Genomic DNA, 25,674 nt, shown 5'->3' with positions numbered 1-25,674 from the left:
AAGCGTGCCTACATATAAAGTACGTCTAACACCGCTAAAGTATCGTCGCTTTTTCCATACATTTACATAAAACAATCTCTTTATTATGGGTCAATTACTGTTGTGGGCAACTATATCAATCTTTTTTTCATTCTTGTGTTCTATACTTGAAGCTGTACTTCTGAGTGTGACACCTACGTTTATAAACATCAAGAAAAACGAGGGAAAAGCCTATGCTGAAACTCTTGAAGAGCTTAAAAAAGATGTAGATAAACCGCTTATTGCAATCCTTACCCTAAATACGCTTGCCCATACTGTGGGTGCAATGATGGTGGGTACTGTCGCTGCAGATTTATACCCAGAATTTGTTATTAACCTTGGATTTACAGAGATCAACTTTCTTGGTTTTGTATCTGCTCTAATGACGCTACTTATCTTAATTGCGAGTGAGATTATACCAAAAACTATAGGTGCAAAATTCTGGAAGTCTCTTGCAAATTTTTCGGCTAAGACGCTCACAATTATGGTGGCCAGTTTAAAATACACAGGTATTTTATGGTTACTACAGCTTTTTACGCGTATGGTAGGTGGCGGTGGTCATCACGAGAGTGTATTGAGCCGTGAAGACTTTACTGCAATGGCACAAATGGCGGGTGAAGATGGTGTTTTTGAAGAAAGTGAATCAAAAATTCTTAATAATCTTCTTACGTTTAAAGAGGTGCTTACTAAAGATATCATGACGCCTCGCACCGTGATAAAAATGGCTGACGCATCAACCACCGTTGCCGACTTTTTTGCTGAGAATCAATCATTACGTTTTTCTCGCATTCCTATTTTTGAAGGAACAAGAGATCATATCACAGGTATTGTTTTAAAAAGCGAAGTGTACCGCGAGATGGCTTTAGACAAACATTCAACTACCCTAAAAGAGATAGAACGTCCTATTCTTGTTACGAAGCGCAATCTGCCTATTCCAGATCTATTTGATCAGCTTATTTCTACTAAAAACCATGTCGCGCTAGTAGTGGATGAGTATGGAACTATGAGTGGTCTCGTTACCATGGAAGACGTTATTGAAACTTTACTAGGACTAGAAATTATGGATGAAAGCGACAGCGTTGCCGACTTGCAAACCCTAGCTAGAAAAAACTGGCAAAAACGCGCAAAGACCTTAGGTCTTTATGATGACAGCAATCCAGAAAATAAGCCTTCTGGTTTATAACATCAATTTAGAAGCTCTTCTCCAGTAGGTAAAATTGTTTGTGCCTTTTTGTTTTTTATATTACGAAGTATTACACTTAAGAATAGAGATACATCGTAAGGCTTAACTAGAATGTCATCCATCCCTGCCTTGTAGATTTTATGACGTATCTCATCAATCTCCACAGCTGTGAGTGCTACTATTGGGATATCTGTGTCAAATTTTCTAATATCCTTAGTCGCTTCGACACCGTCTTTTTTAGGCATATGGATATCCATAAGAATTAGGTCATATGATTGCCTTTGAGCCATGGTTACTGCTTCTATACCATCACTAGCGAGGTCACATGTAAAGCCTTTGTTTTCAAGAAGCTTTTGGGTGATCTTTTGGTTAATGCGGTTATCATCTACTACTAGAAGATGCGCTCCTTGCAGTGTATGTACACTTTCTATAGCGTCTAGTTGTTGTTGCTCTACAGCTGCTATTCCCGTGGCTTTCTCTAGGTTAATTACAAATGAGAATGTCGCACCATTTCCTTCTTCACTTACTAATGTTATATCGCTATCGTAAAGCGCTAGTAATTTTTTCACAATAGGTAATCCTAGGCCAGTACCTTGATAGTTGTAGTTTTTATTTTCTACTTGAGAGAATTCTTCAAAAACACTTTGCTGGCTATTTTCAGGAATTCCCATGCCATCATCTTCTATGCTAAATGCCGTTCTATAAAGCCCATCTGCAGTAATAGACTCCTTTTTTATACGCACCCATATATTTCCATTTTCATTAAATTTAATGGCGTTTCCTATCAGGTTCATTAAAATTTGAGATAGCCTTACTGAGTCTCCCACAAGTTGATTAGGAAGGTCTTTATCTATCTCTAAGTGTAATTTATTATTATTTTGCTCTAGACTAAATTCAAATGAATGCGTGATACTGCGTAAGAGTGTATTGAGTTTAAATGGAGTGTGCTCAAGCTTAATGTTTTTTGCCTCCATCTTACTCATAAGGAGCACATCGTTAATGAGTGCAAGTAGATAATCTGCAGAGAATTTAAGCGACCTCAAATCATGTCTATGCTTATTTACTTCGGTATCTTCAAGTAAAATTGAGGCAATCCCTATAACACCGTAAAGCGGTGTACGTAACTCGTGGCTTATAGTTGAGAAGAATTGGGTTTTAAGTTTAGAAAGCTCTTCGGCGTCATTTTTTGCTTTTTCTAGTTGCTTATTTTTTTCGCGTAAGCGCAATAAGTTTTGCTTGCGTGCTCGATACAATGTGAAAATTATAAAAAGCGCCACAAGTAATATGGATGAAGCAAAAAGGAGTGCTGTCGTGGTCTTAAGCGAACTCTCAGCCAATCTATCTAAAAGTTCTTTTTCCTTTGTTGCTATCTCAAGGTCACGTTCATTCTCTCGAGAGTAAAACTGAGCACTTGCTACTTGTAACTCCTTTTGGTTTTCATTTTTAAAAACCTCGTTTGCTAGCTGTAATTGTCGTTGTGAATGGTAGTATGCTGCCTCAAAATTTTTATTGTTTTCATAATATTTTGCAAGATGCTTTTGAGCTTCCTCCTCTTCGGCTACTAAGCCTTCTGAGAAGCTGATGTCTATCGCTTCCATAAAAGCATCTTCGGCGAGTGTTTCTTGTTTACTGCTAGTGTAGTATCTTCCTAACAATGTGAGTACTCGTGCGCGACTTTTACGATCTAAAGAATCGCGCAAACTTGCAAATTTTGCTTGCATTAAAGCAGGATAAGCTTCTTCAAAATTTTCTTGTTTTAAATACAGTGTTGCGAGGTTTATGCGGGCTGCAAGTGACTTATCTGAGCCATCTAACTTTTCTATGAGTTCGATGTTTCTTTGCAAGTAGTTAATTGCCTTTTCTTGATATTCCTCAGAGGATGCATATAACTTTCCTAAATCGTTGTAGGAGGATGCTAGTAGTGTATCATTTTTAAGCTCCTGAGCTATCACTAATGCCTTCTCAAAAACATTACGTGATTTTGTGGTGTCTTGTAGTGATAAATACACATTACCTAGAATGGAGTAACCACTGTACTGCTTATTTTTATCGTCTTGATTTTGCGCTCTTTTTAGAACCTCATCGAGCGTTTGGATAGCACTTTTATATTCTTGATTCTGCAATTGGATAGCAGCAAGATCCAGAGTATTGCTTTGATAATTTTCTATGTTTTGAGATGGCGTTTGCGCCATTATTATAAAAGAAAATAAGCTAAAAATAAGATAAGTAAGGTGTTGCGCGAGCCGCATATGTAGATATTATAATCCATAAAAGTACTGATTGGCAATAAGATAAACAATACCTTAAGTGGTATATTTGAGTTAATGGAAAATGTAATCATAGCTACACCTATAGGATTATTACAGCTAGAAGGCTCCAGCGATGGCCTGAGTTCTGTATTATTTATAGAAACAGATGTAACGCCTTCTTCTACAATTCCAGATGTACTGGAGGATGCTGCCACCCAACTCCAAGAATATTTTGCTGGAAAACGAGCTGCTTTTTCCCTTAAACTTAGTCCGCTAGGGACAGATTTTCAACGTCGGGTATGGAGAGCGCTAGAGACGATCCCATTTGGGAAGACAACCTCTTATCTCGCTATGGCAAAACAGCTGGGTGACCCTAAGGTTATACGTGCAGCAGCAAGTGCAAATGGTAAGAATCCTATTTCTATCATAATTCCTTGTCATCGCGTGATAGGTAGTGATGGCTCTCTTACTGGTTATGCTGGCGGATTGCATCGTAAAAAATGGCTACTAGCACATGAAAGTCCCGTTACCCAAGGCTCATTGTTTTGAGGTAATGCTTTAAATCTCGCTTTCGCGAAAGCAAAGAAAACTTTTATGTATCTACCGAAAATGATCTTACGGATAACCTAATTGCAAATTTCAAAATACATAAACCACTGCCAATTAGCATTTTATTGTATTTTAACATCATTAAATAAGGCCTTAGGCTTGAAATTAACCAAATAGACAAATGATAGATACGTTACAGCTAGAACATATTCTTTTTCTTGATATTGAGACCGTACCTCAGCATGCTTCTTATGACAATCTAGATGAAACTGAAAAGTTACTTTATACAGATAAAACAAAATATTTACGCAAAGACGAGCATACACCAGAAGCTTTTTATGAGCGTGCCGGAATCTGGGCAGAATTTGGAAAAATCGTATGTATCTCTGTAGGCTACTTCAACGCTAGTGTGGAAGGCAAAAGATTTAGAACCACCTCTTTTGCCGGAGATGATGAGACTATACTTCTCACTGATTTTAAAACCCTACTAGAAACACATTTTAATGGCAAGCAGCATCTTCTTTGTGCCCATAATGGTAAGGAGTTTGACTTTCCATACATCGCTCGTAGAATGATTATTAAAGGTGTTACATTACCTCACAAACTCAATCTTTTTGGGAAAAAACCTTGGGAAATACCTCATATTGATACCTTAGATTTGTGGAAGTTTGGAGATTATAAACACTACACTTCTTTAAAGCTACTCACAAAAATACTTGGAATCCCTTCTCCTAAGGACGATATAGACGGCAGCCAAGTAAGGGCAGTCTACTACGAAGAAAAGGATATAAAACGTATTGTAGTATATTGTGAAAAAGATACCGTTGCTGTTGCTCAAATTGTATTGAGACTGCGCAACGAGAAACTACTCGAAGAGAGCGAAATCATTTCTGTATAACTAGTTACTACTCATCATGAAGGTAAAACACATTTTAACCATATTTATTCTAGGGCTCATTTGCACTGTATTAGGTGCTCTATTTAAGGTTATGCACTGGCCATTAGCACCAGAATTATTAAGTGGCGGTGCGTTTTTACAGGTCATTGCAGGAATACTAGGTATCTGGAAAATATACACCACAGAAGAATTTAAGAAATTTCTCAATAAGTGATAATGTTGTTTTATTAAGTTGAATACGCTTTCGCGAAAGCGTAATTATCCACATAGAAAAAGCCCGATATCAATTTGATATCGGGCTTTTCTTTATAGTCTACTAAACTAAGAAATGAACACTATTTCTTAATAAAACGTTTTACCATTTTTGTAGTTGCAGTTTCCACTTCAAGAATATAAACACCAGTCTCTAATCTTGAAACATCAAGTGTGTTTTCAAAATTACCTTTGTGTACTACCTGCCCTAATAGATTATAGATAGTCACAGCGGTTGCTTCTGTGCCGTTTAAGTTAATTGAAAGTTCTCCACGAGTTACAGGATTAGGGAATATAGAGAATTCTCCACTTCCTGCTGCTTCAGTAAGGCTGCTCTGAGCATCATTTGCTCCAAATCCAGCACTACTTACCACATTTACAATATAATCCTCTACTTCTCCATACTGGAAGCTCTCACAAGCTGTAGGGATCCCGTTGTACTTCATAGAGACTCTCATTCTCGTTAGTCCTTGAGATGCTCCAGAAGGCACGCTAAATGTTCCCGTTATTGGAGTAGCAGACGTTGCTGCTCTCGTGTATACGGTCTCTCCTGCATCTGTAAAATCTCCATCACGGTTCCAGTCTACAAATACTGCATACCCTTCATTATATACAGTTCCCGTCCATCTTGGAGTAATAGTTATTGTATTACTACTTCCTAATGTTGTAGAAAGGTTTGTAAAATCTCCGTAACCGCCAGCAGATGCTCCGGTTGCATTATTAATACTTCCTATTTGTACACGTTGTATATACTCATCATTAGTATTATTTCCATTTGATGCACAGTATCCAGATGGCGCTCCTGTGTCACCTCCTCCACCTCCAGCAGATAGTACTACATTATCAATAGCAACGTCAGATTGCCATGTACTTCCAGTAATACGGTTGAAACGTAATTGCACTGTTCCGCCAGTGTATCCATCAAGATTGATTGTTACAGCATTCCACTGGTTACCTTGGTTTCCAGTTTGATTCCATAGGCTTGTCCATGTCGTACCTCCATCTGCACTTGCTTCAAGATCTATACGACCACCGTCTGTAGATCCAAACATATGATAATCAAAGGTAAAGTTTGCTTCTGTTTCTCCTGTTAAATCAAAACAAGGTGAGTTTATAATCGCTCTTTTGTTAGGAAAACCTGTTCCATTACCTGACGCTTCTACATATAAATAGAAAGATCCATCAGCTCCAGAACTTGGCCCTGTATTATTAGATGGCGTTCCTGAAGCATCACGTGTCCAGTTTATATCATCTCCTGTAGCTTGTGACCACTGACCTAATCCTGACTCAAAACTCTCACTATATGGAGCACTTGCTGTACCTACACACCCACTAGGTGGTGCAGTAGTATCAGTTGTCGCACTTACAGTATTACTATTTCCTGAGATATTACCTGCTTCATCTTTGGCGCGAACCGTAAATTGATAGGTAGTTCCTTCTACTAAACCTGTTATATTTGCCGAAGTAGCAGTTACTTCTCCTAGGTTATTAGTTCCTTGGAAGACATCATATGCCGTTACTGCCACATTATCTGTAGCTGCTGTCCATGATAAAGCTACAGATGTTGTAGTAACATCTGTTACTGCAAGATTAGTAGGCGCAGTAGGTGCTTGGGTATCTGCCGGAGCAGTACCATCAATAGCAAAGCCATCAATAGCAATATCACCCTGCCAAGAAGTTCCAGTAGTAGCACGGAAACGTAATTGTGTAGCTCCATCATAAGATGCAAGACTTACGGTTGCATCTAGCCAAGCTGCTCCTTTATCTCCTGATTGCACCCATAATTCATCCCATGTTTGCGTTGCATCATCTCTTGCTTCAAGACGCACTGTCCCTACAGCACTACCTGTCATCTGGTAACTAAATGTAACTTCTGCTCCGTTTACTCCTGTTAGATCAAAACAAGGAGAATTTAAAGTTGCTGTCTTAGTCGGGAATCCTGCACCGTCACCAGATGCTTCTACATAGATGTAAAATGACCCCTCATTTGCAGCTGCTGGTCCTGTACCAGAAGATGGCGTACCAGATGAGTTTACTGTCCAGTCAATATTATCTGATGTGTCTTGAGACCATGCTCCAATTGTGTTTTCGAAACCTTCAGCATACGGGAACGACGCTACGGTACTAGTACAAGATACTGGCGCTGGTGGTCCAGAACATCCACTTGTAAATGATACTACTTGATCTGAATTTGTGTTTGTTCCTCCGTTGCTATTTTCTACGGCATCTACACCTACTCCGCGTCTAGCAAAAGCATCCCATATTAAACAGTTGTACTGACCTCCGTAAAGATCTTGGTCTGCTTGTAGGATTCCATTACGGCCAGAAACATATCCTGGATTATTTGCAGTGTTTTTAAGTCCTTCTATTACTAGTGACATTGCGATGTTATTACCGCCATTACCGCTGTATTGATTAGGGTCATATCCTTCTTGATCAATAAGATCCCAAGTCATATCCCAAAGAATAGTTGCAAAACCATATCCCACTCCGTGTGGTGCTACTAATCCCGGAACGTCACTGTAAGTTGTTCCATTAACAGCAAAGTCTGTAGCATATCTCGTAGGACGTATTCCTGCCCCTGTTGTAGGCTCTCCTATTGCATACGTTCCCACTCCTCTCGCAGTATCTCTTGTATCTCCTGGACGTATAGTCATTACCATACCTAACCAGTCTGACCATCCTTCACCCATTTGTTCAGAACCTCCTAATGCGTTTGTACCAGGTCCTCCTACGAGACGTGTAGAAATACCATGACCGTACTCATGTGCAATAATTACGTTGTCAAAATCACCATCACGGGTAGGATTTGTGAATAAAAACATTTGCATTCTAGGGTTTTGACCATCTGGTGGTGTTGCAAAGTTTGCATTATTAGTCCCGCTGCCGTCTTGAGCATCTGCATTTACAGAATCACTACCTGCTCCGCCTTTACCATAGTTATTTTCTTGAAAATTACCTGCCGCCTCTGTAAAACCATATTGGTACCATACATCATGCATGATATTATTCCAGTAAAATAAGTTTGTAGTAGCTGCTGGTAAGAAAGTAGACGGAGTGTTATTTAAATTAAGGCTAAAATCAAAGTTAAGAGCACTTCCTCCATTAGGACTTGTACCTGTTCCATTATTACCATTAGTATCATCTTGCGCGAGTACATTATTACCACGCGTTGTTGTAAACTCTGCACCAGCAGATCCGTTTGTGTCGTGCCATCCATAAGGAGATGCATTAGCATTTGCTGGATCTGTTACTACAACACGGTTACCGTGACTAGGACTTTCAATCCCTAGCGGGAAAACATTATAAGACCCTCCTCCTACTGCAGCTGCGGTATAGCTCGCTTCAGTAGCACTGCGCGGCCCATAATTTACTACTGGCTCTTCTGTAGTTGTATGACCATGCTCTGTGTGATTAGGATCTTCAAAAGAACAAGAAATCACCCAGTCTGTGGTTTTAAGGATTTCTCCTGTAGATGCGTCTACATTTACATTCCACCAGTGCTGCGCATCAAGTTGGTAAAGAGATACATTCCAAGTGAGGTGCATTTTATCACCTATTGCTAGGTATGCTTTTTCTACTTTGATAGGCTCTAAGCTTATTCCAGAATTTGCATATTCAAGAAGATTACCAGAAGATTTTGTAACTCCTAGATTGCTTGGTATCTTAAGACTATGAGCATTTACAACCTTAAGAATTGCGTTTTCTGGAGACAATGAAAGTGATGCTCCAGCAGCTTTTTGAGCAACATCTTTTGCAAATTGGTTTATCTCGTAGGTAACTTTACCATCTCTTACGGTGAGTTTGTATGTTCCGTTTTGTACTGGAATACCTTGATACATTTGTTTTACATAAACGTGCTGTATTTCAGGATTGAGAGAAGGTACGATGTCAGTAATTTTCCATTGAGCAACGTCTGTAGACTTCAAGCCAACTTCTTCTGCATTGCTACTTAGATAATTTTGGACGATTCCGTCCACACTGGTCTGTGCATAAACGGCGGTTCCTAATAGAATAGTCATTAGGAAAAAGGAGTAGATTTTCTTCATACTGTAGTTTTAAATTAATTATAGGGAAATCTTAATAAAACATATTATTTAGCATTTATTTTGCTAAAATTATATGCTTACCCAGTAAATGACGTCATTTCAATAAAGAAATCATAATCTTTTCGACGAACTACACAAAAATTTTTAAGATTTTTTTAAGAAATACGATTTGTGTGAAGAACTGGATGAATCTCTAAACAAGAACTACTCATTTTCTATAGCTGAATACATTCAATGATGTTTTGAAATATTAGGATAACTATAAAAAGTCTCAAATCAAGCTCGTTTTTGTGTTACAAATTGCGATGTATCCTTTTAAAAACAGACCGTAAGAAATCGTATTTTTGAAGTATGCAGCCACAAAAAATCCTTACTGTAGACCAACTATCTATATCCTTTAAACAGCAAGGGGAAGTACAAGAAGTAATACATAACATTTCATTTGATCTTTATAAAAATGAAATTCTTGCGATTGTGGGTGAATCAGGGTCTGGAAAGAGTGTGTCATCACTTGCTATCCTAGGGCTTTTGCCTAAGAAAAACACGCTTATTGAAGGCACCATAGTTTTTGAAAATCAATCATTACTAGATACTAGTGAAAAGAATTTTCAAAAAATACGAGGTAATGAAATCTCCATGATTTTTCAAGAACCTATGAGTAGTCTCAATCCGTCAATGCGCTGCGGTGAGCAAGTGGTAGAAATTCTTTTACAACATGCTTCGCTCAACCGAAAATCTGCAAAGGAAGAAACGCTGCGCTTATTTGAAAAGGTAAAACTGCCTACGGTGGAGAAGATTTTTCGCGCATATCCTCATGAGATTTCGGGAGGTCAAAAACAACGCGTAATGATTGCGATGGCTATCGCTTGTAAGCCTAAAATACTTATTGCAGATGAGCCTACTACTGCCTTAGATGTTACCGTTCAGCAGGAGATTATATTATTGCTTAAGGAATTACAGTTAGAAAATCAGATGAGTATTATTTTCATCTCTCATGACCTTTCCTTAGTGAGCGAGATTGCAGACAGGGTTGCTGTGATGTATAAAGGAGATATTGTTGAATACGCTTTCGCGAAAGCGTTATTTTCAAATCCACAACATCAGTACACAAAAGCATTGTTGAGTGCGAGACCGTCATTAAATGAACGCCTGAAAAAGTTACCCACGATAAAAGATTACCTAGATAAAAAACCACTTTCTGAAGCAGAGACAAAATCCGAAAGAACCGAACATCAAAGAAAACTCTATGCACAGCCACCTTTACTAGAGGTTATTAATGTAGAAAAAACATACTTTTCTAGTGCCGGCATCTTCGCTGAAGATATTGCCTTTAAAGCGGTGGATGATGTTTCATTCTCCATTTATGAGGGAGAAACCTTAGGTCTCGTAGGCGAGTCTGGTTGTGGTAAATCTACCCTAGGAAACGCCATCTTACAACTAGATAAAGCGACTGCAGGAACCATTCTATACAAAGGAATGGCTATTAATGAGATGCGTGGAGCAGCATTGAGAAGTTTAAGAAAGGAAATACAAATTATCTTTCAAGATCCTTTTGCCTCTCTTAATCCCAGGCTTACTGTAGGCCAGGCTATTATAGAGCCTATGGAAGTCCATAAACTTTACGATTCTAAATCTATGAGAAAGCAGCGCGTGCTAGAATTGTTAGAACTCGTGGGTCTAGAAGCATCGCATTATGATCGTTATCCTCATGAGTTTTCTGGAGGACAGCGACAGCGCATAGGGATTGCTCGTACGATTGCCGTAAACCCTAAATTAATTATTTGTGATGAGTCTGTAAGTGCCCTAGATATATCTGTACAAGCACAGGTGCTTAACCTTCTTAATGAACTTAAAACAGATTTTGGCTTTACCTATATTTTTATCTCGCATGATCTTGCTGTGGTAAAATACATGTCTGACCAGCTAGTGGTTATGAATAAAGGTAAAATAGAAGAGATAGGAGATGCAGACCGTATTTATGAACAGCCAGAAAAGGAGTATACTCAAAAACTTATTCATGCCATTCCAAAAGGAATGTAAGCGTTACTAGATCATAAATAGAAATACCTTCTTTGCTAGCCTAGCACAATTTGTGGTAAAATCTGCAGCATGTTTTACACCAGAAACAAATGATCTAGTAGAGTTTGTTAGTTTTTCCATAGTAGGGATGAAAGACAAATGAGGTTTAAAACAAAATCCGCAGGGCTCCCCCCGCGGATTTCTAACAAATCATAACTTAAAACACTCTTATACGTTTAAGTCATACTATAAAACTAAATTACCACGTTCGTTAACGAACTTACTTAGCATTTAATCGAAATCAATTACTTGATTTGGGGGACTGCTAAAGTACTATAAAATTACACATCTGCAAGGGTTTTGATTAAGAAAATTTGCTGTAATGTTAAAATATTGTGTATTTCATCGAAATATTGAGTTTTTAAACGTCATTAATTGATGTTCTCGATTTTAAGCTAAGAAACCTCTCTTTTGATTTGTGTGGATAAAACTCAGTATAAAATGTAAGAATATTCTCTATTTAGACAAAATCAAGAAGCAAGCGCTCTACATTTTTAACAACTGATAAATAGTCATATAGAGCTCATTAAAACCATCTTGAGGGAAGCGTTTTAAATCAAGCATATTTATTATTAGAGCATCCATATGCTCTCACACAAAACAAAGGATTGTGTATGAAGAAAAAATAGAACCTGAGAAGGGTAAAACCTGTGTTATCTTAAGAAGAGAATACGACCACAAGGTTTCTTTAAAATAAAAATCTCCAACTATCTCAAAAAACCATTTTTTTAATGGTTCATCAGATAATTGGAGACTATGTTTTACTAAATTGAAGTATATTAAAACTTCATTTCTGGGATATCACCATCTATAATTAATGTTCCTTCGGTTGCTGCTTGAATCTCTTCTACAGATACTCCTGGAGCTCTCTCAAGTAGTTTAAAACCTGCTTCGGTAACTTCTAGTACGGCAAGATTACTAACTATCTTTTTTACGCATCCTACACCAGTAAGTGGCAGGCTACATTTTTTCAAAAGTTTTGATTCTCCTGCGCGGTTCGTATGCATCATAGCTACAATAATATTCTCTGCACTTGCAACGAGATCCATTGCTCCTCCCATACCTTTCACCATTTTACCAGGTATTTTCCAGTTTGCGATGTCACCATTTTCTGCAACCTCCATAGCACCTAGAATGGTAAGGTCTACATGTTTACCACGTATCATACTAAAGCTAGTAGCACTATCAAAAAAACTTGCTCCTGGCAAGGTTGTGATTGTTTGTTTTCCTGCATTGATAATATCTGCATCCTCTTCTCCATCATATGGAAAAGGTCCCATTCCCAGCACTCCATTCTCACTTTGAAACTCTACGTCAATATCTTCACGTACATAGTTTGCAACAAGCGTAGGGATACCGATACCTAGGTTTACATAATATCCATCTTGTACTTCTCTTGCAATGCGTTGTGCAATTTGATTTTTATCTAAAGCCATAATTAGTCTCTTGTTCTAACGGTGCGTTGTTCTATTCTCTTTTCATACGTTTCTCCTTGGAAAATACGTTGTACAAAAATCCCTGGAATGTGTATTTGATTAGGATCTAGTGTCCCTACCGGCACAAGCTCTTCCACCTCTGCAACAGTTATAGTAGCTGCCCCACACATATTAGGATTAAAGTTTCTTGCAGTCCCTTTAAATATTAAGTTACCTGCAGCGTCACCTTTCCATGCCTTTACAAAAGCAAAATCTGCTTTAAAGGCATGTTCTAGCACATACATCTTTCCGTCAAATTCTCTCGTTTCTTTTCCTTCGGCTACTTCAGTTCCGTATCCTGCTGGTGTATATATTGCTGGAAATCCTGCTTGCGCTGCTCTACATCGCTCTGCAAGTGTTCCTTGCGGTATAAGCTCTACATCAAGCTCACCACTAAGCATCTGGCGTTCAAACTCGGCGTTTTCGCCCACATAACTGGAAACCATTTTCTTTATTTGCTTTTTCTGTAACAACAGCCCTAGTCCAAAATCATCGACTCCGGCATTATTAGAAATACAGGTGAGATTATTGACGTCAAGAGCTACTAGTTTAGCTATAGAATTTTCTGGAATACCGCTGAGACCAAAACCTCCAAGCATCATTGTCATTCCACTTTCAACACCTTCTAGTGCGGCGTCTACTCCAGTCACTTTCTTTGTTATCATATTCTTAGTTTATAAGTACTAAAAGTACGGATTTTGTATCAAATTACGCTTTCGCGAAAGCGTAATTGAACATCTAAAAATGAATCCAAAAAAAAGAGTGCGATTGCTCGCACTCTTTATCATTATGTATGTGTGAAACTATTAAAAATCTAGCTCATCTGGCAGCTCGTCGCTTACACCAGAACTCTTATAATCATCACAATTAGTTGTGATTGTTAAGTTACTTGGTTTTGAAAATTCGCTTTTAGAAATCTCCAAGTCTTCATTCTTATATACTTCTTTCATATACATTCCCCAGATAGGTAATGCCATTGTTGCTCCCTGACCATAACCAATACCTGGGAAGTGAACTGCACGATCATCACCACCTACCCAAACTCCAGTAACAAGGTTAGGTACAATACCCATAAACCATCCATCACTCTGATTTTGTGTAGTTCCAGTTTTACCAGCTATTGCATTATCAAATCCGTATGGATAACCCGTAACTGCGTTACGATATATGGCATCTTTACGCCATGTATGACGTAATCTTGCTCCAGAACCTGAGCGCGTTACTCCTTCCATTAATTGCAATGTCACGTAAGCACTCTCTGCACTTAACACATCCCTAGTTTCTGGAACATGCTGGTATAAAATAGTTCCATTTTTATCTTGTATGGTACTTACAATCTGTGGTTTTACATACACCCCTTGGTTTGCAAAAGCTCCGTAAGCAGATACCATCTCGTACACACTTAAATCTGCTGTCCCCAGCGCGATAGAAGGTACTACTGGAATATCCTTTGTATCAACTCCTAGCTTACTTACTAGATCAATTACTGGTCTAGGCCCTACCTTATCCATTAATCTCGCAGAAATTGTATTTACAGATTGAGCAAGTGCTTCCTTCATAGTAATCATACCACCCATCTCTCCTCCAGAGTTTTCTGGTGTCCAGTTCTTTGTATTACCATGTGCCCCTGCAGGTATTGTATAAAGCGTGTTAGGTAATGTATCACATGGAGATAAATGTAGTTGGTCTACAGCAGTTGCATATAAGAAAGGCTTGAAGGTAGATCCTACTTGGCGTTTTCCTAACTGTACGTGATCATATTGAAAGTGGTTCATATTAATACCACCTACCCATGCTCTCACTTCTCCAGTTTGAGGCACCATAGACATCATCCCTGTACGTAAGAATTTCTTGTAATAACGTATTGAATCACGCGGAGTCATTAATGTATCTACATCTCCTGCCCATGTAAAAATGGTCATATCTGTCTTTACATCAAATGATTTTCTAATTGCAGCCTCGGTTTTTCCTTGCGCCTTAAGTTTGCGCCAGCGAGATGAACTTTTTATAGCATTATTAAAAATGCGCTCTACATCCTCCTCTTCGATATCTCTAAAGGGAGCTGTTTTGTTTTTCTCGTTTTGTCTATCAAACTCGGCTTGCAACCTTGGCATGTGAGCAGCAACAGCATCTTCTGCCATTTTCTGCATACGAGAATCTATAGTTGTCGTTATCGTAAGGCCATCACGGTAAATGTTATAATACGTAGTATTACCCTCTGCATCTTCTCCTTTAGGATTCTCTTTAATCCATGAAGCCATGAATTTCTTAAGGTTTTCTCTAAAGTACGTTGCCGTTCCATCTGCGTGTCCTTCTGGAGTAAACTTTACTTCCATAGGTAATGCTGTGAGGGAATCTTTTTCGGCAGTAGTAATCATCCCGTTTACTTCCATCTGCTTGAAGACTTGATTGCGCCTTCTTAGTGATTTCTCCTTAGATATCTCACGGTATGGATTATACTGTCTTGGATTCTTAAGCATTGCTACAAAAACAGCGCTTTCATGCAAATCAAGATCTTTTACATCTTTATTAAAGTAAATACGAGCGGCAGAACTTATACCAATAGCATTAAAGAGAAAGTCAAATTTATTGAGATACATCGCAATGATTTCTTGCTTTGTATACTGGCGTTCTAGCCTTGTTGCAATTACATACTCTTTTGCCTTCTGAAGAAGACGCTCCAGTGTAGAGCTAGGAGGGTTTGAAAATAACAACTTAGAAAGCTGTTGTGTCACTGTACTTGCACCACCGTTTTTACCTAGATAAGCCATCGCTCTGGCTGTACCTCTAAAGTCTATACCAGAGTGCTCATAATAACGCTCATCTTCTGTTGCAACTAGTGCATCAACAAGATTTTGCGGTAATTGATCATATTTAATAGGAGTCCTATTTTCATTATAATAAGTACCTAGTTGCTTTCCATCTACTGAGATGATTTTTGTAGCAAGGTTGCTTTCTGGATTTTCAAGTTCTTCAAAGGTGGGGAGTGTTCCAAAAACATTCCAACTTGCTAGTAAAAACAATAGTATTGCTAGTGTGACTCCTCCTGCAAATAGTCGCCAAAACCAAGAAATATATTTACTGTAATCTCCTTCGCTTTTTTTTGGAGCTTTTTTTGGAGGTGTTTGTTTTGCCATTATGATCTGTTTATTCTTGCTTTTCAATACGTAATCCTACTTCGGTAATTCCTTCTAGATAGGCATCTCCGGCGATGTTTCCGTTTTTTCTTACTGCATGCTCTATAGTAAAGGTGTAGGTTCCGCTTTTGCGAAAGCGTACTCCTTCCCTATACAACAGTTTACTTTCTTTAATATCTCCAAAACCAGTACCCATCCATGTTCCATCTGGATTTGCCATTTCGTACTCAAGGGTATCTGTGTACGTACGCCCTTGTGGAAACTGCATCTCTGTAATCAAAAAAAGATTACTATATGGGTATTGATTATTGTTGCGAACGGTGATATATGCATTATATAATGGCACGCTATCAAGCTCGTTTACTTCTAATATCACAGGTTCATTAATATTCCATGAGCTACCTAACGATGTGTATGAATGATACACTTGTTTTGAATCACATGAAACACATAAAATAATGAGTATCAATAGTAATACGTTACGCATTAGGTTTTGGTTTTTGAGGACGCCTTTTATTTTTATTTGCAGGCTTTGATCCTCCAGCTTTTTGACCTTCTTGAGTTGGTTTTTGGCTCGTTGCATCTTTAGGTTTGTTTCCCTGAGCTTGCGACTTTGGACCTCTGCTTTTAGGCCTAGGTCCCTTACCTTCAGGTCTTGGTCCCTTTGCTTGAGGCTTTGGGCCTTTACCTTCTGGTCTAGGTCCCTTTGCTTGAGGTTTTGGTCCTTTCTTTGCTGCAGGTCTTGGACCTTTTGCACCATCTTGATTAGGTTTTCTGGGAGTTCTATCCTTAGCTTTTGGTCTATCTCCCTGAGGCTTGTTTCCTTTACCAGCAGGTTTTCTCTTACGACTATTGCGACGCTTGTTTGTAGTTTTAGGCTTGTCAAAACGAGTAAGACTATCTTGACCTACCACATTACCAAAGTCTATTACTGTTTCTTCTATAAGTTCGGCAGCAAATTCTTCCAGACTTGCAACCGGCTCTTTCTTTTTATTTGCAGCTATAATCTCATTTGCATGATCTGTAGTAAGCTTATGCCAGTTCATCCATTCTCCCTCGTAGGCATACCATAGATGTCCTTGAAAAATGTCAATTTTTTGGCAGACTGCAGTTCCTTTTTGAGTGTATAATTTTGTCTCACTTTTTGGAAAACTTTTGAGCGCATCCATGTAAGCATCTAGCTCATAATTAAGACAGCACTTTAATTTCCCACATTGTCCAGCAAGCTTTTGCGGGTTAAGTGATAATTGCTGGTATCTAGCAGCACTCGTAGTTACAGACCTAAAATCTGTTAACCATGTAGAACAACAAAGTTCGCGACCACAAGAACCTATACCACCCAGACGTGCCGCTTCCTGACGCAGACCTATCTGTCTCATCTCAATACGAGTGCGAAAATCTTGAGCAAATTCTTTTATGAGTTGGCGAAAATCTACACGATCTTCTGCTGTATAATAAAATGTCGCTTTAGAACCGTCTCCTTGAAACTCAATATCTGAGATTTTCATTTGGAGATCTAGACGTATCGCTATCTGTCTAGCGCGCACCTTCATACTTTCTTCTTTCTCACGCGCCGTAGTCCAGATGTCTATATCTCTTTGTGATGCCTTGCGATAAATTTTAAGCGTTTCTGGAGTGTCTTGCCTTACTTTCTTGCGCTTCATTTGCACGCGCACAAGCTCACCGGTAAGAGTTACCATACCAATATCGTGACCAGACTCTGCTTGAGTGGCTACAATATCACCTATGCTTAGGGTAACTTTTTCTTCGTTTTTATAGTAATCTTTACGTCCGTTTTTAAAACGTACTTCTACGTAGTTAAAAGCTTCTTGTCCATCAGGAAGGGACATATTAGAAAGCCAGTCAAAGACTGTAAGTTTATTACATCCGTCGGTTCCGCAGGTTCCATTGTTCTTACAACCTTTAGGAGATCCGTCTTCACCTGTGCCACAACTGCCACATGCCATATTTTGTATATTTAAATGTACATCGCTCTATATCAATCGTTAAGAGAGTAACAGCCGCGTGTACGCGTTATATTTATGTTCACAATGAACTATCGATAAAGATAGGTAATCTATAGCGCCTTTTCCAAAATCAAAATCAACAGATTCTTTTTCTGCTTTTTACTTCTTAAAAGCCAGCTTTTCTGATCTACCTTTCTTAAAAATCTTATTACTATTTCCTTTACCAGAACGTAATTTCTTTTGCTCTTCGTATGGCAGTGCATTAATCTCTGCACACTCTGTAGAGCAGCATTTTTCATTGGCCTTTGCACATTCCTCACATTGTATAAAAAGTAAGTGACAAGCTTCATTTGCACAGTTTACGTGCTCATCGCAAGGAGTACCACACTGATGACAGTTTGAGATAATATCGTCTGAGATACGCTCTCCACGACGGTGATCAAACACAAAATTCTTACCCTTAAACTTATTATCAAGCTTCTCTGCTTCTACCTGGCGAGCATACTCAATGATCCCTCCTTCTAGCTGGAAAACATTTTTAAAGCCTTTGTGCTTAAAATAAGCACTTGCTTTCTCACAACGTATTCCACCTGTGCAGTACATCACAAGTTTTTTATCTTCCTTGTGATTTTTTAGATCTTCTTCAATAATATCAAGACTATCTCTAAAAGTATCTACATCTGGAGTTACTGCATTTTTAAAATGCCCTATCTCACTCTCATAGTGGTTACGCATATCAACGAGCACCGTATTCTCGTCTTCTATAAGTTCATTAAAAGTAGAAGCGTCTACGTGAACTCCTTTGTTTGTTACATCAAAAGTATCATCTACCAGTCCATCTGCAACAATCTTGTTACGCACTTTTACTTTGAGTTTTAAGAACGACTTATCGTCTTGCTCTCTCGCAATATTGAGGCGTACATTCTCTAGAAAGTTTATGCCGTCAAGAAAATGTTTAAAAGTTGAGAATTTTTTGGCTGGAACAGACATCTGGGCATTTATACCCTCATTTGCTACATAAATACGTCCCAAGGCTTCCATCTCATCCCAAGCCACAAAAAGGTGGTTTCTGAAAAGTTCTGGGTTTCCAATCTTATGATACTGGTAAAAAGAGAGTGTAAGGCGTTCTTCTCCCGCCTCTTCTATAAGCTGTGCTCTCTCTTTTGCGCTTAATTTGTTGTACAGTTGCATGCTATACCTTCGTTTTAAGTTAAAAGAATTATTTCTTCGGCAAATATAAGTCTTTGAATTAAGGGTACAAAAAATGCCCGGAGGTCTATCCTGCGGGCATTTTTTTGTGAATTTTGGCTAATTCAGGTTTACATTTTATTTAATGTCGTCGTAATTTGTTGAATACTTTGTAGCTGTGGCCTTCCTAATTTTAGTAAAGATTCCAAATTTTAGTATCTTTGACAAAACGTCGGGAATAATGTGTTTGGTGTGCGTTAGACTTATTCTTGTTGCTAAGATGCAATAATAATTAAATGGTTGCGTCTTCATCGACAAGAATTATGTTAAAAATATTACGCTTTCGCGAAAGCGCACCTTGTTTACCCATTATTTAACAATTAAATTTACAATACAAAACTGAAGATATGAGTAGTGAAAAAGATGCAAAATTAAAAGCCCTTAAACTCACCCTAGACAAGCTAGACAAGACTTACGGTAAGGGAGCCGTGATGAAAATGGGAGATCAAGCTATCGTAGATGTAGAGTCTATACCAACGGGTTCTCTAGGGCTAGATGTTGCTTTAGGTGTAGGAGGATATCCAAGAGGTCGTGTAATTGAAATTTACGGGCCAGAATCTTCGGGTAAAACCACCTTGACATTACATGCCATCGCTCAGGCCCAAAAAGCTGGAGGAATTGCAGCATTTATTGATGCAGAGCATGCTTTTGATCGTTTCTATGCAGAAAAACTAGGGGTGGATATTGATAACTTAATCATATCACAACCAGATAACGGAGAGCAAGCACTTGAAATCGCAGACAATCTTATACGCTCTGGAGCTATTGATATTGTCGTAGTAGATTCTGTTGCTGCACTTACTCCTAAAAGTGAGATAGAAGGTGAGATGGGAGATTCAAAAATGGGACTTCACGCTCGTTTAATGTCTCAAGCACTTCGTAAACTTACTGGATCCATTAGTAAAACTAATTGTACAGTGATTTTCATTAACCAACTTCGTGAGAAGATAGGGGTAATGTTTGGAAATCCAGAAACTACAACCGGTGGTAATGCACTTAAGTTTTATGCTTCTGTACGCCTTGACATACGTCGTTCTACACAGATTAAGGATAGTAACGCAAACGTAATGGGTAACAAGACCCGAGTTAAAGTTGTAAAGAACAAGGTTGCACCACCTTTCCGTATGGCAGAATTTGACATTATGTATGGGGAAGGAATCTCAAAAGTGGGAGAGATTATTGATATAGGTGTAAACTATGAGATTGTAAAGAAAGCTGGATCATGGTTTAGCTATCAAGATACTAAGTTAGGTCAAGGTCGTGATGCTGTAAAAGCATTATTACTAGATAATCCAGACCTTATGGATGAGCTAGAAGCAAAAATTCATGAAGCTATCAAATTATCTAACGAGTAATCAATTATATCATATTGATAATAAAAACCTCCCATAAGGGAGGTTTTTGCATTTTAAACGCAACCTTTTTATTTTTTTAGCATCTACGTAGTGTTAACCAGGTAAAATTTTATAGAAAGTATACGAGTAGACGTTCATAAATGATATCATAATGTAGCTCATGAGCACTTTAAATAGATATCTGTTCTTATCTTGTTATGAGAACATTAAAACCAAACAACCGGTTGAGTCAAGACCAACTCATAAAGAACTGTAAGAAGAAGCAACCTAAAGCTCAAGCAGAATTATACAATCGCTACTCAAGCGTTTTGTTTTCTGTATGCTTAAAGTATGCTCCTAATTATGCAGAAGCAGAAGATATTCTGCAAGATGCCTTTATGACCATTTTTGACAAAGTAAGCCAGTACAAAAACAAAGGTTCGTTTGAAGGATGGCTTAAAAGAGTTGTTATAAATACTGCGCTACAGCGCTATAGAAAACCAGGAGTTTTTAACCTAGTTAATGAAGAAAATATAAAGGAAGTAGAAGTTGAGATAGAAGAAGAAAGTGTTCCTCTCGATTTCCTGCTTAAGATTATACAAGAGCTTCCAGACAGATACAGAATGGTTTTTAACCTTTATGTACTAGATGGGCACTCGCACAAAGAAATATCAGCATTGCTTACAATTTCTCAGGGCACTTCAAAATCAAACCTTGCACGCGCCCGAGGAATATTAAAAGAAAAAATAGAGATGAGCCAGTTTAACCCCAAAAGCAAATCTCACATACAATAATGAAGGAGAAGAAGAACATAGATAGATTATTCCAAGAGAAATTCAAAGATTTTGAATCGCACCCTAGCGACCGCGTTTGGAATAATATTCTTGCAGCGCAAAAAGAAAAAGAAAATAAAAAGGTCATTCCATTATGGTGGAAGTTGGGCGGTATAGCTGCTGCGCTCCTATTGCTTTTTGGCATAGGTAGCTTATTTATCGATACTACTAATCAAGAGAATACTCAGGTTGTAGAGACGTCTATTATTAATGATGAAAACGCAGTTTTAGAAGAGAACACGGCAACAAGGTCAATTACTCCTCAAGTATCAACAAGTAATGAGGAAAGCAATAAACTTACAACTACTACCAACTCCCAAACTACTTCGAGTACAAAAAGCAATACGACAGTAAGATATCCTGAAAGTGCTACTCTAGCATCTAGAAGAGACGACAATAACTCTAGAAATGGATCTCAAAACAGTCCAAACAAAGCTAACCTCGCAACAACTGAGCAAAACACTGCGGGAATTACTTATCAAGCAAATTCATCTCAACCAAATACAGGAAACACAGATAGCCCGCTTCATCTAAATAAAGCTGAAGTTGAAAATAATGACTCTCCACAAAAAATTACCAATGCGATTGCTCAAACAAGCACACTTGACGAGAGTTCTAATAACAATAAAAACCTCATCGACGAAGCTCAGAAAATAGAAACCTTGCAAGAGGACGAGCTTGCTCAAGTAGATAACAACACTGCAATAAAGCGCTGGGATGTTGGGGCCGTCGCTGCTCCTGTTTACTATGGCGATTTTGGTGGTTCTGGACTAGACAAACAGTTTGCAGATAATGATAAATCTGGCGATGTGAATTTAAGTTATGGGGTTCAAGTGAGTTATGCTATAAGTCCAAAATTCAAGATACGTACTGGAGTGAGCAATGTAGACTTAAGTTATAATACTAATGAGATATCCTTTTCGACCAATGGATTAGGACGCAGTGTGCGAGGGATTTCATTTAATGACAATGCAAAAGTACTGGCCATTTTAGACAATCCGGCTACTCAACATAGTTTTACTGCAGACAACGCTATATCAAGAATAGGCGCATCCTCAAATGGCTCCCTACAACAGCAACTAAGCTACTTAGAAGTACCGCTAGAAGCTATTTACGTAATTTCAGATAAACGCGTAGGACTATCTCTTATAGGTGGAGTAAGCACTTTATTTCTCAATGAGAATGACGTTGTCTTAAAGTCATCACAGCTCACTACAAGTTTAGGGACAGCAAATGGTGTAAATGAGGTGAGTTTTACCACAAACTTAGGTGTAGGCTTAGATTATAAATTCACAAAAAAAATCATATTTAATATAGAACCTTCACTTAAATATCAACTTAATAGTTTTGATAATAAGGTGGTAGATTTTCAGCCATATTACATAGGTGTATATACTGGCGTAAGCTATAAGTTCTAGTAAAGAAGCTATACCAAGTGTAGTTTACTTGGTATTAGGTTAGTTTTTTAGTTGGTTAGGTAATCGTTGCTCTTGCAATGATAACAAGAAAGGCTCCGCTGGTTACGGAGCCTTTTTATGTATACGCTTTCGCGAAAGCGGTCTAATATACTTAGTTAATTCATGTAAGATAACCTCACGTGTTTGCTCCCTTAAGGCTCTCTTATCATCTTGCGTCATCGCTACCGTAGGAATAAAATAGTGCACCTTTGCTCTCATTACCCCTGGAATTCCTTTGAAAAATGAGTAAGGAAATCGCTTCTTATTATCATAAAAGGTGATAGGTACAATAGGAAGATGATGGTCTATTGCTAGTCTAAAAGCTCCATCCTTAAAAGTATCTAGCACTAGTGACAAATCATTAGGAACGCCACCTTCTGGAAAAATACAGATACTAAAACCCTGACTAAGGCGTCGTTGTGCCTGATCAAATACTTGCTTACGACTGCGCGCATTACCTCTATCTACTAAGATACAAGTGCGCTTATAAAAGAAACCAAAGAGTGGCAGCTTTGCTAGCTCTGCTTTACCTACAAATACAAAAGGACTTTTTGCAAGGTGAAGCATTAACAGAATATCCATCATAGAGGTGTGGTTACTCACCAGCATATATCCTTTGCCTCGCTCAAACTTCTCTTCTCTTACTACTTTTGGGAATAATCCCATGAGTAACATAATCGTACGAGCCCATATTTGCGCTAGACGAAAAAACATTCCGTACCACGTTTCTTTGAGGATACTAATAATGAGAAGTGGAGATAAAATAAGTATCACCACAAGCATTAAAAAGTAAAACCATACTTTCCAAACAGCAACCGCTATGTTTCTTAAAAAATGCATGGTGCCAAAAATAGGTAATTCGCCCTAGCCAATGCCTAGAAAAAGTTAACTTTGCTTTTTACTTAATTTTATGTCAAGAATACTTACTGGTGTACAAAGTACAGGTACACCCCACTTAGGAAATTTATTAGGAGCGATTATCCCTGCTATCGAGATGGCAAATAATCCTGCAAACGAGGCATTTCTCTTTATTGCAGATATGCACTCGCTTACTCAGATAAAGGACGGCGCACAGCTACGTCACAATACCTATAGCACGGCAGCTACCTGGCTTGCCTTTGGTCTTGATATTGATAAAACGGTATTTTATAGACAGAGCGATGTACCTCAAACTACAGAGCTTACTTGGTACTTGAGCTGTTTCTTTCCATACCAGCGACTCACACTCGCTCACAGTTTTAAGGACAAAGCAGATCGCCTAGAGGATGTAAATGCTGGATTATTCTCCTACCCTATGCTTATGGCGGCAGATATCTTGCTGTATGACGCAGAGGTTGTTCCCGTGGGGAAAGATCAAGCGCAGCATATAGAAATGACTCGTGATGTTGCTAGCCGTTTTCACGCAGCAACAGGTAAGGAGGTTTTTGTATTACCAGAAGCTAGTCACAATGAAGAAACCATGTATATTCCAGGTACAGATGGCGCAAAGATGTCTAAGTCTAAAGGGAATATTATTGATATATTCTTGCCAGACAAGAAGCTACGCAAGCAAATTATGGGGATTAAAACAGACAGCACTCCTATGGAAGAACCTATGGAAACAGAGGGCTGTAATGTGTTTAACCTTTATAAATTACTAGCATCACCAGAACAAATAGACCGCTTACGCGAAAATTATAAAAGAACAGACTTTGGCTACGGTCACGCAAAGCAAGCTGTCTATGAAGTGATTATAGAGAGATATGCGACACAGCGTGAGAAATACCATTATTATATGGACAATCTCAACGAGATTGATGCTGCATTAAAAATAGGAGCAGAAAAAGCAACCAAGGTTGCAATTGGAGTGATAGAAAGAGTTAGAAAAGTTGTGGGGTACTAATGAAAACATAGAATTAATGAAACTAGTAATGCTTGTATTATTTTTAACATCAATCACAGTCACAGCCCAAAATACTAGCTGTAGAACAATTAAAAATGGTACATTCAAATACTTAGACTCAAGGTCGAACGAAATAATAGTAAAAAGAAGAGATTCTATTCAAATTGATAGCTCAAAATCAGAAAATTTTTGGTTTAAAAGTAAGGTTAACTGGACTTCCGAGTGTGATTATCAACTTACTATTGTTGAAGTAAATGATTCTTCTTTTGATCTAATTTTAGGGAAAACTTTCGAATTCGAAATTATCGATATTAAAGGAAATCAAGTCAGATTAAAAACTAGAACCTTAAATAAGTTGAAAGAGTCTATACGATCAATGCAAATTATAGAAACGAACTAATTTTCTATTAAAAATTATCAATAATAAAATTTAAAATTAATCTTTAAATACAGATTATTATGGACTTCATGAGCTTTTTAAGCGGTAACGGTTTGTTCCTAATCTTGGGACTTGTATTGATTATCGTAGTTTTGTACAACAAATTTAGAAACAGACGTTAGGTCGTTTAAGTTTCAATTTTCGCGAAAGCGGAAACCAATAATACAGTATGTCAAAAATTAGAATTACAAAACAATTTACCTTTGAGACTGGTCATGCCTTATATGGCTATGATGGAAAGTGTAAAAATGTGCACGGCCATAGTTACAAACTAAGTGTTACCGTGATAGGACAGCCTATTTCTGATACAGGTAATGCTAAACTGGGGATGGTTATCGATTTTGGCGATTTAAAGAAAATTGTAAATCGTGAGATTGTAAACGTTTTTGATCACGCTACCGTTTTTAATAAAAACACACCGCACGTAGAGCTTGCAAAGGAACTATCTGACCGCGGTCATGATGTGCTTCTAGTAGACTATCAGCCTACAAGTGAAATGATGGTAATAGACTTTGCTGCAAAAATTCAATCATTTTTACCAGACACTATAAAATTACACTCACTACGCCTCTCTGAAACGGCAACCAGCTATGCCGAATGGCACGCTGCAGATCAAGATTAAATG

General features: G+C 38.2%; 20 protein-coding genes. 11 read left to right on the top strand and 9 right to left on the bottom strand.

The features are described 5' to 3' along the window. Positions 1–85: 85 nt before the first annotated feature. Positions 86–1,201, top strand: a complete 1,116-nt coding sequence (locus SJY37_RS05430; protein WP_298323167.1) for a CNNM domain-containing protein — start codon at positions 86–88, stop codon at positions 1,199–1,201. A 2-nt stretch (positions 1,202–1,203) separates the two neighbouring features. On the opposite strand, the gene SJY37_RS05425 is transcribed toward SJY37_RS05430, so the two are convergent. After that, positions 1,204–3,393, bottom strand: a complete 2,190-nt coding sequence (locus SJY37_RS05425) for a response regulator (protein ID WP_298323169.1) — start codon at positions 3,391–3,393, stop codon at positions 1,204–1,206. A 132-nt stretch (positions 3,394–3,525) separates the two neighbouring features. Here SJY37_RS05425 and SJY37_RS05420 point away from each other — a divergent pair, with 132 nt between their 5' ends. From SJY37_RS05420 to SJY37_RS05410, 3 genes are all read left to right on the top strand, one after another. Further along, entirely contained in the window at positions 3,526–3,999 is a 474-nt protein-coding gene (locus SJY37_RS05420) for a methylated-DNA--[protein]-cysteine S-methyltransferase (RefSeq protein ID WP_298323172.1), read from the top strand. A 181-nt stretch (positions 4,000–4,180) separates the two neighbouring features. Further along, the gene (locus SJY37_RS05415; RefSeq protein WP_298323175.1) at positions 4,181–4,897 is read left to right on the top strand and encodes a 3'-5' exonuclease; all 717 of its coding nucleotides are present in this window, start codon (positions 4,181–4,183) and stop codon (positions 4,895–4,897) included. Between the two features lie 91 nt (positions 4,898–4,988). After that, entirely contained in the window at positions 4,989–5,111 is a 123-nt protein-coding gene (locus tag SJY37_RS05410) for a hypothetical protein (RefSeq protein ID WP_379952867.1), read from the top strand. A 121-nt stretch (positions 5,112–5,232) separates the two neighbouring features. Here SJY37_RS05410 and SJY37_RS05405 read toward each other — a convergent pair whose 3' ends face one another. Then, on the bottom strand, positions 5,233–9,198 hold the full coding sequence (locus SJY37_RS05405; RefSeq protein WP_298323180.1) for a M36 family metallopeptidase: 3,966 nt from the start codon (positions 9,196–9,198) through the stop codon (positions 5,233–5,235). A 351-nt stretch (positions 9,199–9,549) separates the two neighbouring features. Between SJY37_RS05405 and SJY37_RS05400 the strand changes: the two genes are divergently transcribed. Then, positions 9,550–11,238 (top strand): ABC transporter ATP-binding protein, encoded by a 1,689-nt coding sequence (locus tag SJY37_RS05400; protein WP_298323184.1) that lies wholly within the window; start codon positions 9,550–9,552, stop codon positions 11,236–11,238. A gap of 818 nt (positions 11,239–12,056) precedes the next feature. Here the strand turns inward: SJY37_RS05400 and SJY37_RS05395 are convergent. From SJY37_RS05395 to SJY37_RS05370, 6 genes are all read right to left on the bottom strand, one after another. Beyond that, a complete protein-coding gene (locus SJY37_RS05395; RefSeq protein WP_298323187.1) occupies positions 12,057–12,713 on the bottom strand; it encodes a CoA transferase subunit B in 657 nt (218 codons plus the stop codon). 2 nt (positions 12,714–12,715) lie between these two features. Beyond that, positions 12,716–13,417 (bottom strand): CoA transferase subunit A, encoded by a 702-nt coding sequence (locus SJY37_RS05390; protein ID WP_108877549.1) that lies wholly within the window; start codon positions 13,415–13,417, stop codon positions 12,716–12,718. A gap of 141 nt (positions 13,418–13,558) precedes the next feature. Beyond that, complete coding sequence (locus tag SJY37_RS05385) at positions 13,559–15,889, bottom strand: penicillin-binding protein 1A (RefSeq protein ID WP_298323194.1); 2,331 nt, start codon at positions 15,887–15,889, stop codon at positions 13,559–13,561. Between the two features lie 10 nt (positions 15,890–15,899). Further along, positions 15,900–16,376, bottom strand: coding sequence for a gliding motility lipoprotein GldH (locus SJY37_RS05380; RefSeq protein WP_298323197.1), 477 nt, complete (start codon positions 16,374–16,376; stop codon positions 15,900–15,902). After that, complete coding sequence (gene ricT, locus SJY37_RS05375; RefSeq protein ID WP_298323200.1) at positions 16,369–17,856, bottom strand: regulatory iron-sulfur-containing complex subunit RicT; 1,488 nt, start codon at positions 17,854–17,856, stop codon at positions 16,369–16,371. Before ricT ends, SJY37_RS05380 begins: the two co-directional genes overlap by 8 nt. Before the next feature lie 159 nt (positions 17,857–18,015). After that, positions 18,016–19,047, bottom strand: coding sequence for a rhodanese-related sulfurtransferase (locus SJY37_RS05370; protein ID WP_298323203.1), 1,032 nt, complete (start codon positions 19,045–19,047; stop codon positions 18,016–18,018). Between the two features lie 404 nt (positions 19,048–19,451). Between SJY37_RS05370 and recA the strand changes: the two genes are divergently transcribed. The 3 genes from recA to SJY37_RS05355 all read left to right on the top strand — a co-directional run bounded on the left by recA (position 19,452) and on the right by SJY37_RS05355 (position 22,689). Next, on the top strand, positions 19,452–20,459 hold the full coding sequence (recA, locus tag SJY37_RS05365) for a recombinase RecA (RefSeq protein ID WP_298323206.1): 1,008 nt from the start codon (positions 19,452–19,454) through the stop codon (positions 20,457–20,459). A 197-nt stretch (positions 20,460–20,656) separates the two neighbouring features. Further along, the gene (locus tag SJY37_RS05360; protein WP_298323209.1) at positions 20,657–21,232 is read left to right on the top strand and encodes an RNA polymerase sigma factor; all 576 of its coding nucleotides are present in this window, start codon (positions 20,657–20,659) and stop codon (positions 21,230–21,232) included. Continuing rightward, positions 21,232–22,689, top strand: coding sequence for a hypothetical protein (locus SJY37_RS05355; RefSeq protein ID WP_298323212.1), 1,458 nt, complete (start codon positions 21,232–21,234; stop codon positions 22,687–22,689). The genes SJY37_RS05360 and SJY37_RS05355 overlap by 1 nt, the downstream gene beginning before the upstream one ends. Positions 22,690–22,791: 102 nt before the next feature. On the opposite strand, the gene SJY37_RS05350 is transcribed toward SJY37_RS05355, so the two are convergent. Further along, positions 22,792–23,568: a lysophospholipid acyltransferase family protein gene (locus SJY37_RS05350; protein ID WP_379952865.1), complete on the bottom strand. Its 777-nt coding sequence runs from the start codon at positions 23,566–23,568 to the stop codon at positions 22,792–22,794. Positions 23,569–23,638: 70 nt separating this feature from the next. On the opposite strand from SJY37_RS05350, the gene trpS reads away from it, so the two are divergent. The 3 genes from trpS to SJY37_RS05335 all read left to right on the top strand — a co-directional run bounded on the left by trpS (position 23,639) and on the right by SJY37_RS05335 (position 25,671). Further along, positions 23,639–24,610 (top strand): tryptophan--tRNA ligase, encoded by a 972-nt coding sequence (gene trpS / locus SJY37_RS05345; protein ID WP_298323218.1) that lies wholly within the window; start codon positions 23,639–23,641, stop codon positions 24,608–24,610. Between the two features lie 16 nt (positions 24,611–24,626). Continuing rightward, positions 24,627–25,010: a hypothetical protein gene (locus SJY37_RS05340; RefSeq protein WP_298323221.1), complete on the top strand. Its 384-nt coding sequence runs from the start codon at positions 24,627–24,629 to the stop codon at positions 25,008–25,010. Between the two features lie 208 nt (positions 25,011–25,218). Continuing rightward, positions 25,219–25,671, top strand: coding sequence for a 6-carboxytetrahydropterin synthase (locus SJY37_RS05335; protein WP_298323224.1), 453 nt, complete (start codon positions 25,219–25,221; stop codon positions 25,669–25,671). Positions 25,672–25,674: the final 3 nt, after the last annotated feature.

Source organism: Dokdonia sp. R78006 (assembly GCF_042466145.1).
Classification (GTDB): domain Bacteria; phylum Bacteroidota; class Bacteroidia; order Flavobacteriales; family Flavobacteriaceae; genus Dokdonia.
Note: the sequence above shows the minus strand (reverse complement) of the source record. Positions and strands in the feature narration are given on the sequence as shown.

Excerpts from the sequence above, each read along its gene's own strand:
- SJY37_RS05370 (WP_298323203.1), bottom strand. The coding sequence starts at position 19,047 with ATGCAACTGTACAACAAATTAAGCGCAAAAGAGAGAGCACAGCTTATA.
- SJY37_RS05350 (WP_379952865.1), bottom strand. The coding sequence starts at position 23,568 with ATGCATTTTTTAAGAAACATAGCGGTTGCTGTTTGGAAAGTATGGTTT.
- ricT (WP_298323200.1), bottom strand. The coding sequence starts at position 17,856 with ATGGCATGTGGCAGTTGTGGCACAGGTGAAGACGGATCTCCTAAAGGT.
- SJY37_RS05360 (WP_298323209.1), top strand. The coding sequence starts at position 20,657 with ATGAGAACATTAAAACCAAACAACCGGTTGAGTCAAGACCAACTCATA.
- SJY37_RS05380 (WP_298323197.1), bottom strand. The coding sequence starts at position 16,376 with ATGCGTAACGTATTACTATTGATACTCATTATTTTATGTGTTTCATGT.
- SJY37_RS05335 (WP_298323224.1), top strand. The coding sequence starts at position 25,219 with ATGTCAAAAATTAGAATTACAAAACAATTTACCTTTGAGACTGGTCAT.
- SJY37_RS05385 (WP_298323194.1), bottom strand. The coding sequence starts at position 15,889 with ATGGCAAAACAAACACCTCCAAAAAAAGCTCCAAAAAAAAGCGAAGGA.
- SJY37_RS05390 (WP_108877549.1), bottom strand. The coding sequence starts at position 13,417 with ATGATAACAAAGAAAGTGACTGGAGTAGACGCCGCACTAGAAGGTGTT.
- recA (WP_298323206.1), top strand. The coding sequence starts at position 19,452 with ATGAGTAGTGAAAAAGATGCAAAATTAAAAGCCCTTAAACTCACCCTA.
- trpS (WP_298323218.1), top strand. The coding sequence starts at position 23,639 with ATGTCAAGAATACTTACTGGTGTACAAAGTACAGGTACACCCCACTTA.
- SJY37_RS05355 (WP_298323212.1), top strand. The coding sequence starts at position 21,232 with ATGAAGGAGAAGAAGAACATAGATAGATTATTCCAAGAGAAATTCAAA.
- SJY37_RS05400 (WP_298323184.1), top strand. The coding sequence starts at position 9,550 with ATGCAGCCACAAAAAATCCTTACTGTAGACCAACTATCTATATCCTTT.
- SJY37_RS05405 (WP_298323180.1), bottom strand. The coding sequence starts at position 9,198 with ATGAAGAAAATCTACTCCTTTTTCCTAATGACTATTCTATTAGGAACC.
- SJY37_RS05340 (WP_298323221.1), top strand. The coding sequence starts at position 24,627 with ATGAAACTAGTAATGCTTGTATTATTTTTAACATCAATCACAGTCACA.
- SJY37_RS05430 (WP_298323167.1), top strand. The coding sequence starts at position 86 with ATGGGTCAATTACTGTTGTGGGCAACTATATCAATCTTTTTTTCATTC.
- SJY37_RS05420 (WP_298323172.1), top strand. The coding sequence starts at position 3,526 with ATGGAAAATGTAATCATAGCTACACCTATAGGATTATTACAGCTAGAA.
- SJY37_RS05395 (WP_298323187.1), bottom strand. The coding sequence starts at position 12,713 with ATGGCTTTAGATAAAAATCAAATTGCACAACGCATTGCAAGAGAAGTA.
- SJY37_RS05425 (WP_298323169.1), bottom strand. The coding sequence starts at position 3,393 with ATGGCGCAAACGCCATCTCAAAACATAGAAAATTATCAAAGCAATACT.
- SJY37_RS05410 (WP_379952867.1), top strand. The coding sequence starts at position 4,989 with ATGCACTGGCCATTAGCACCAGAATTATTAAGTGGCGGTGCGTTTTTA.
- SJY37_RS05415 (WP_298323175.1), top strand. The coding sequence starts at position 4,181 with ATGATAGATACGTTACAGCTAGAACATATTCTTTTTCTTGATATTGAG.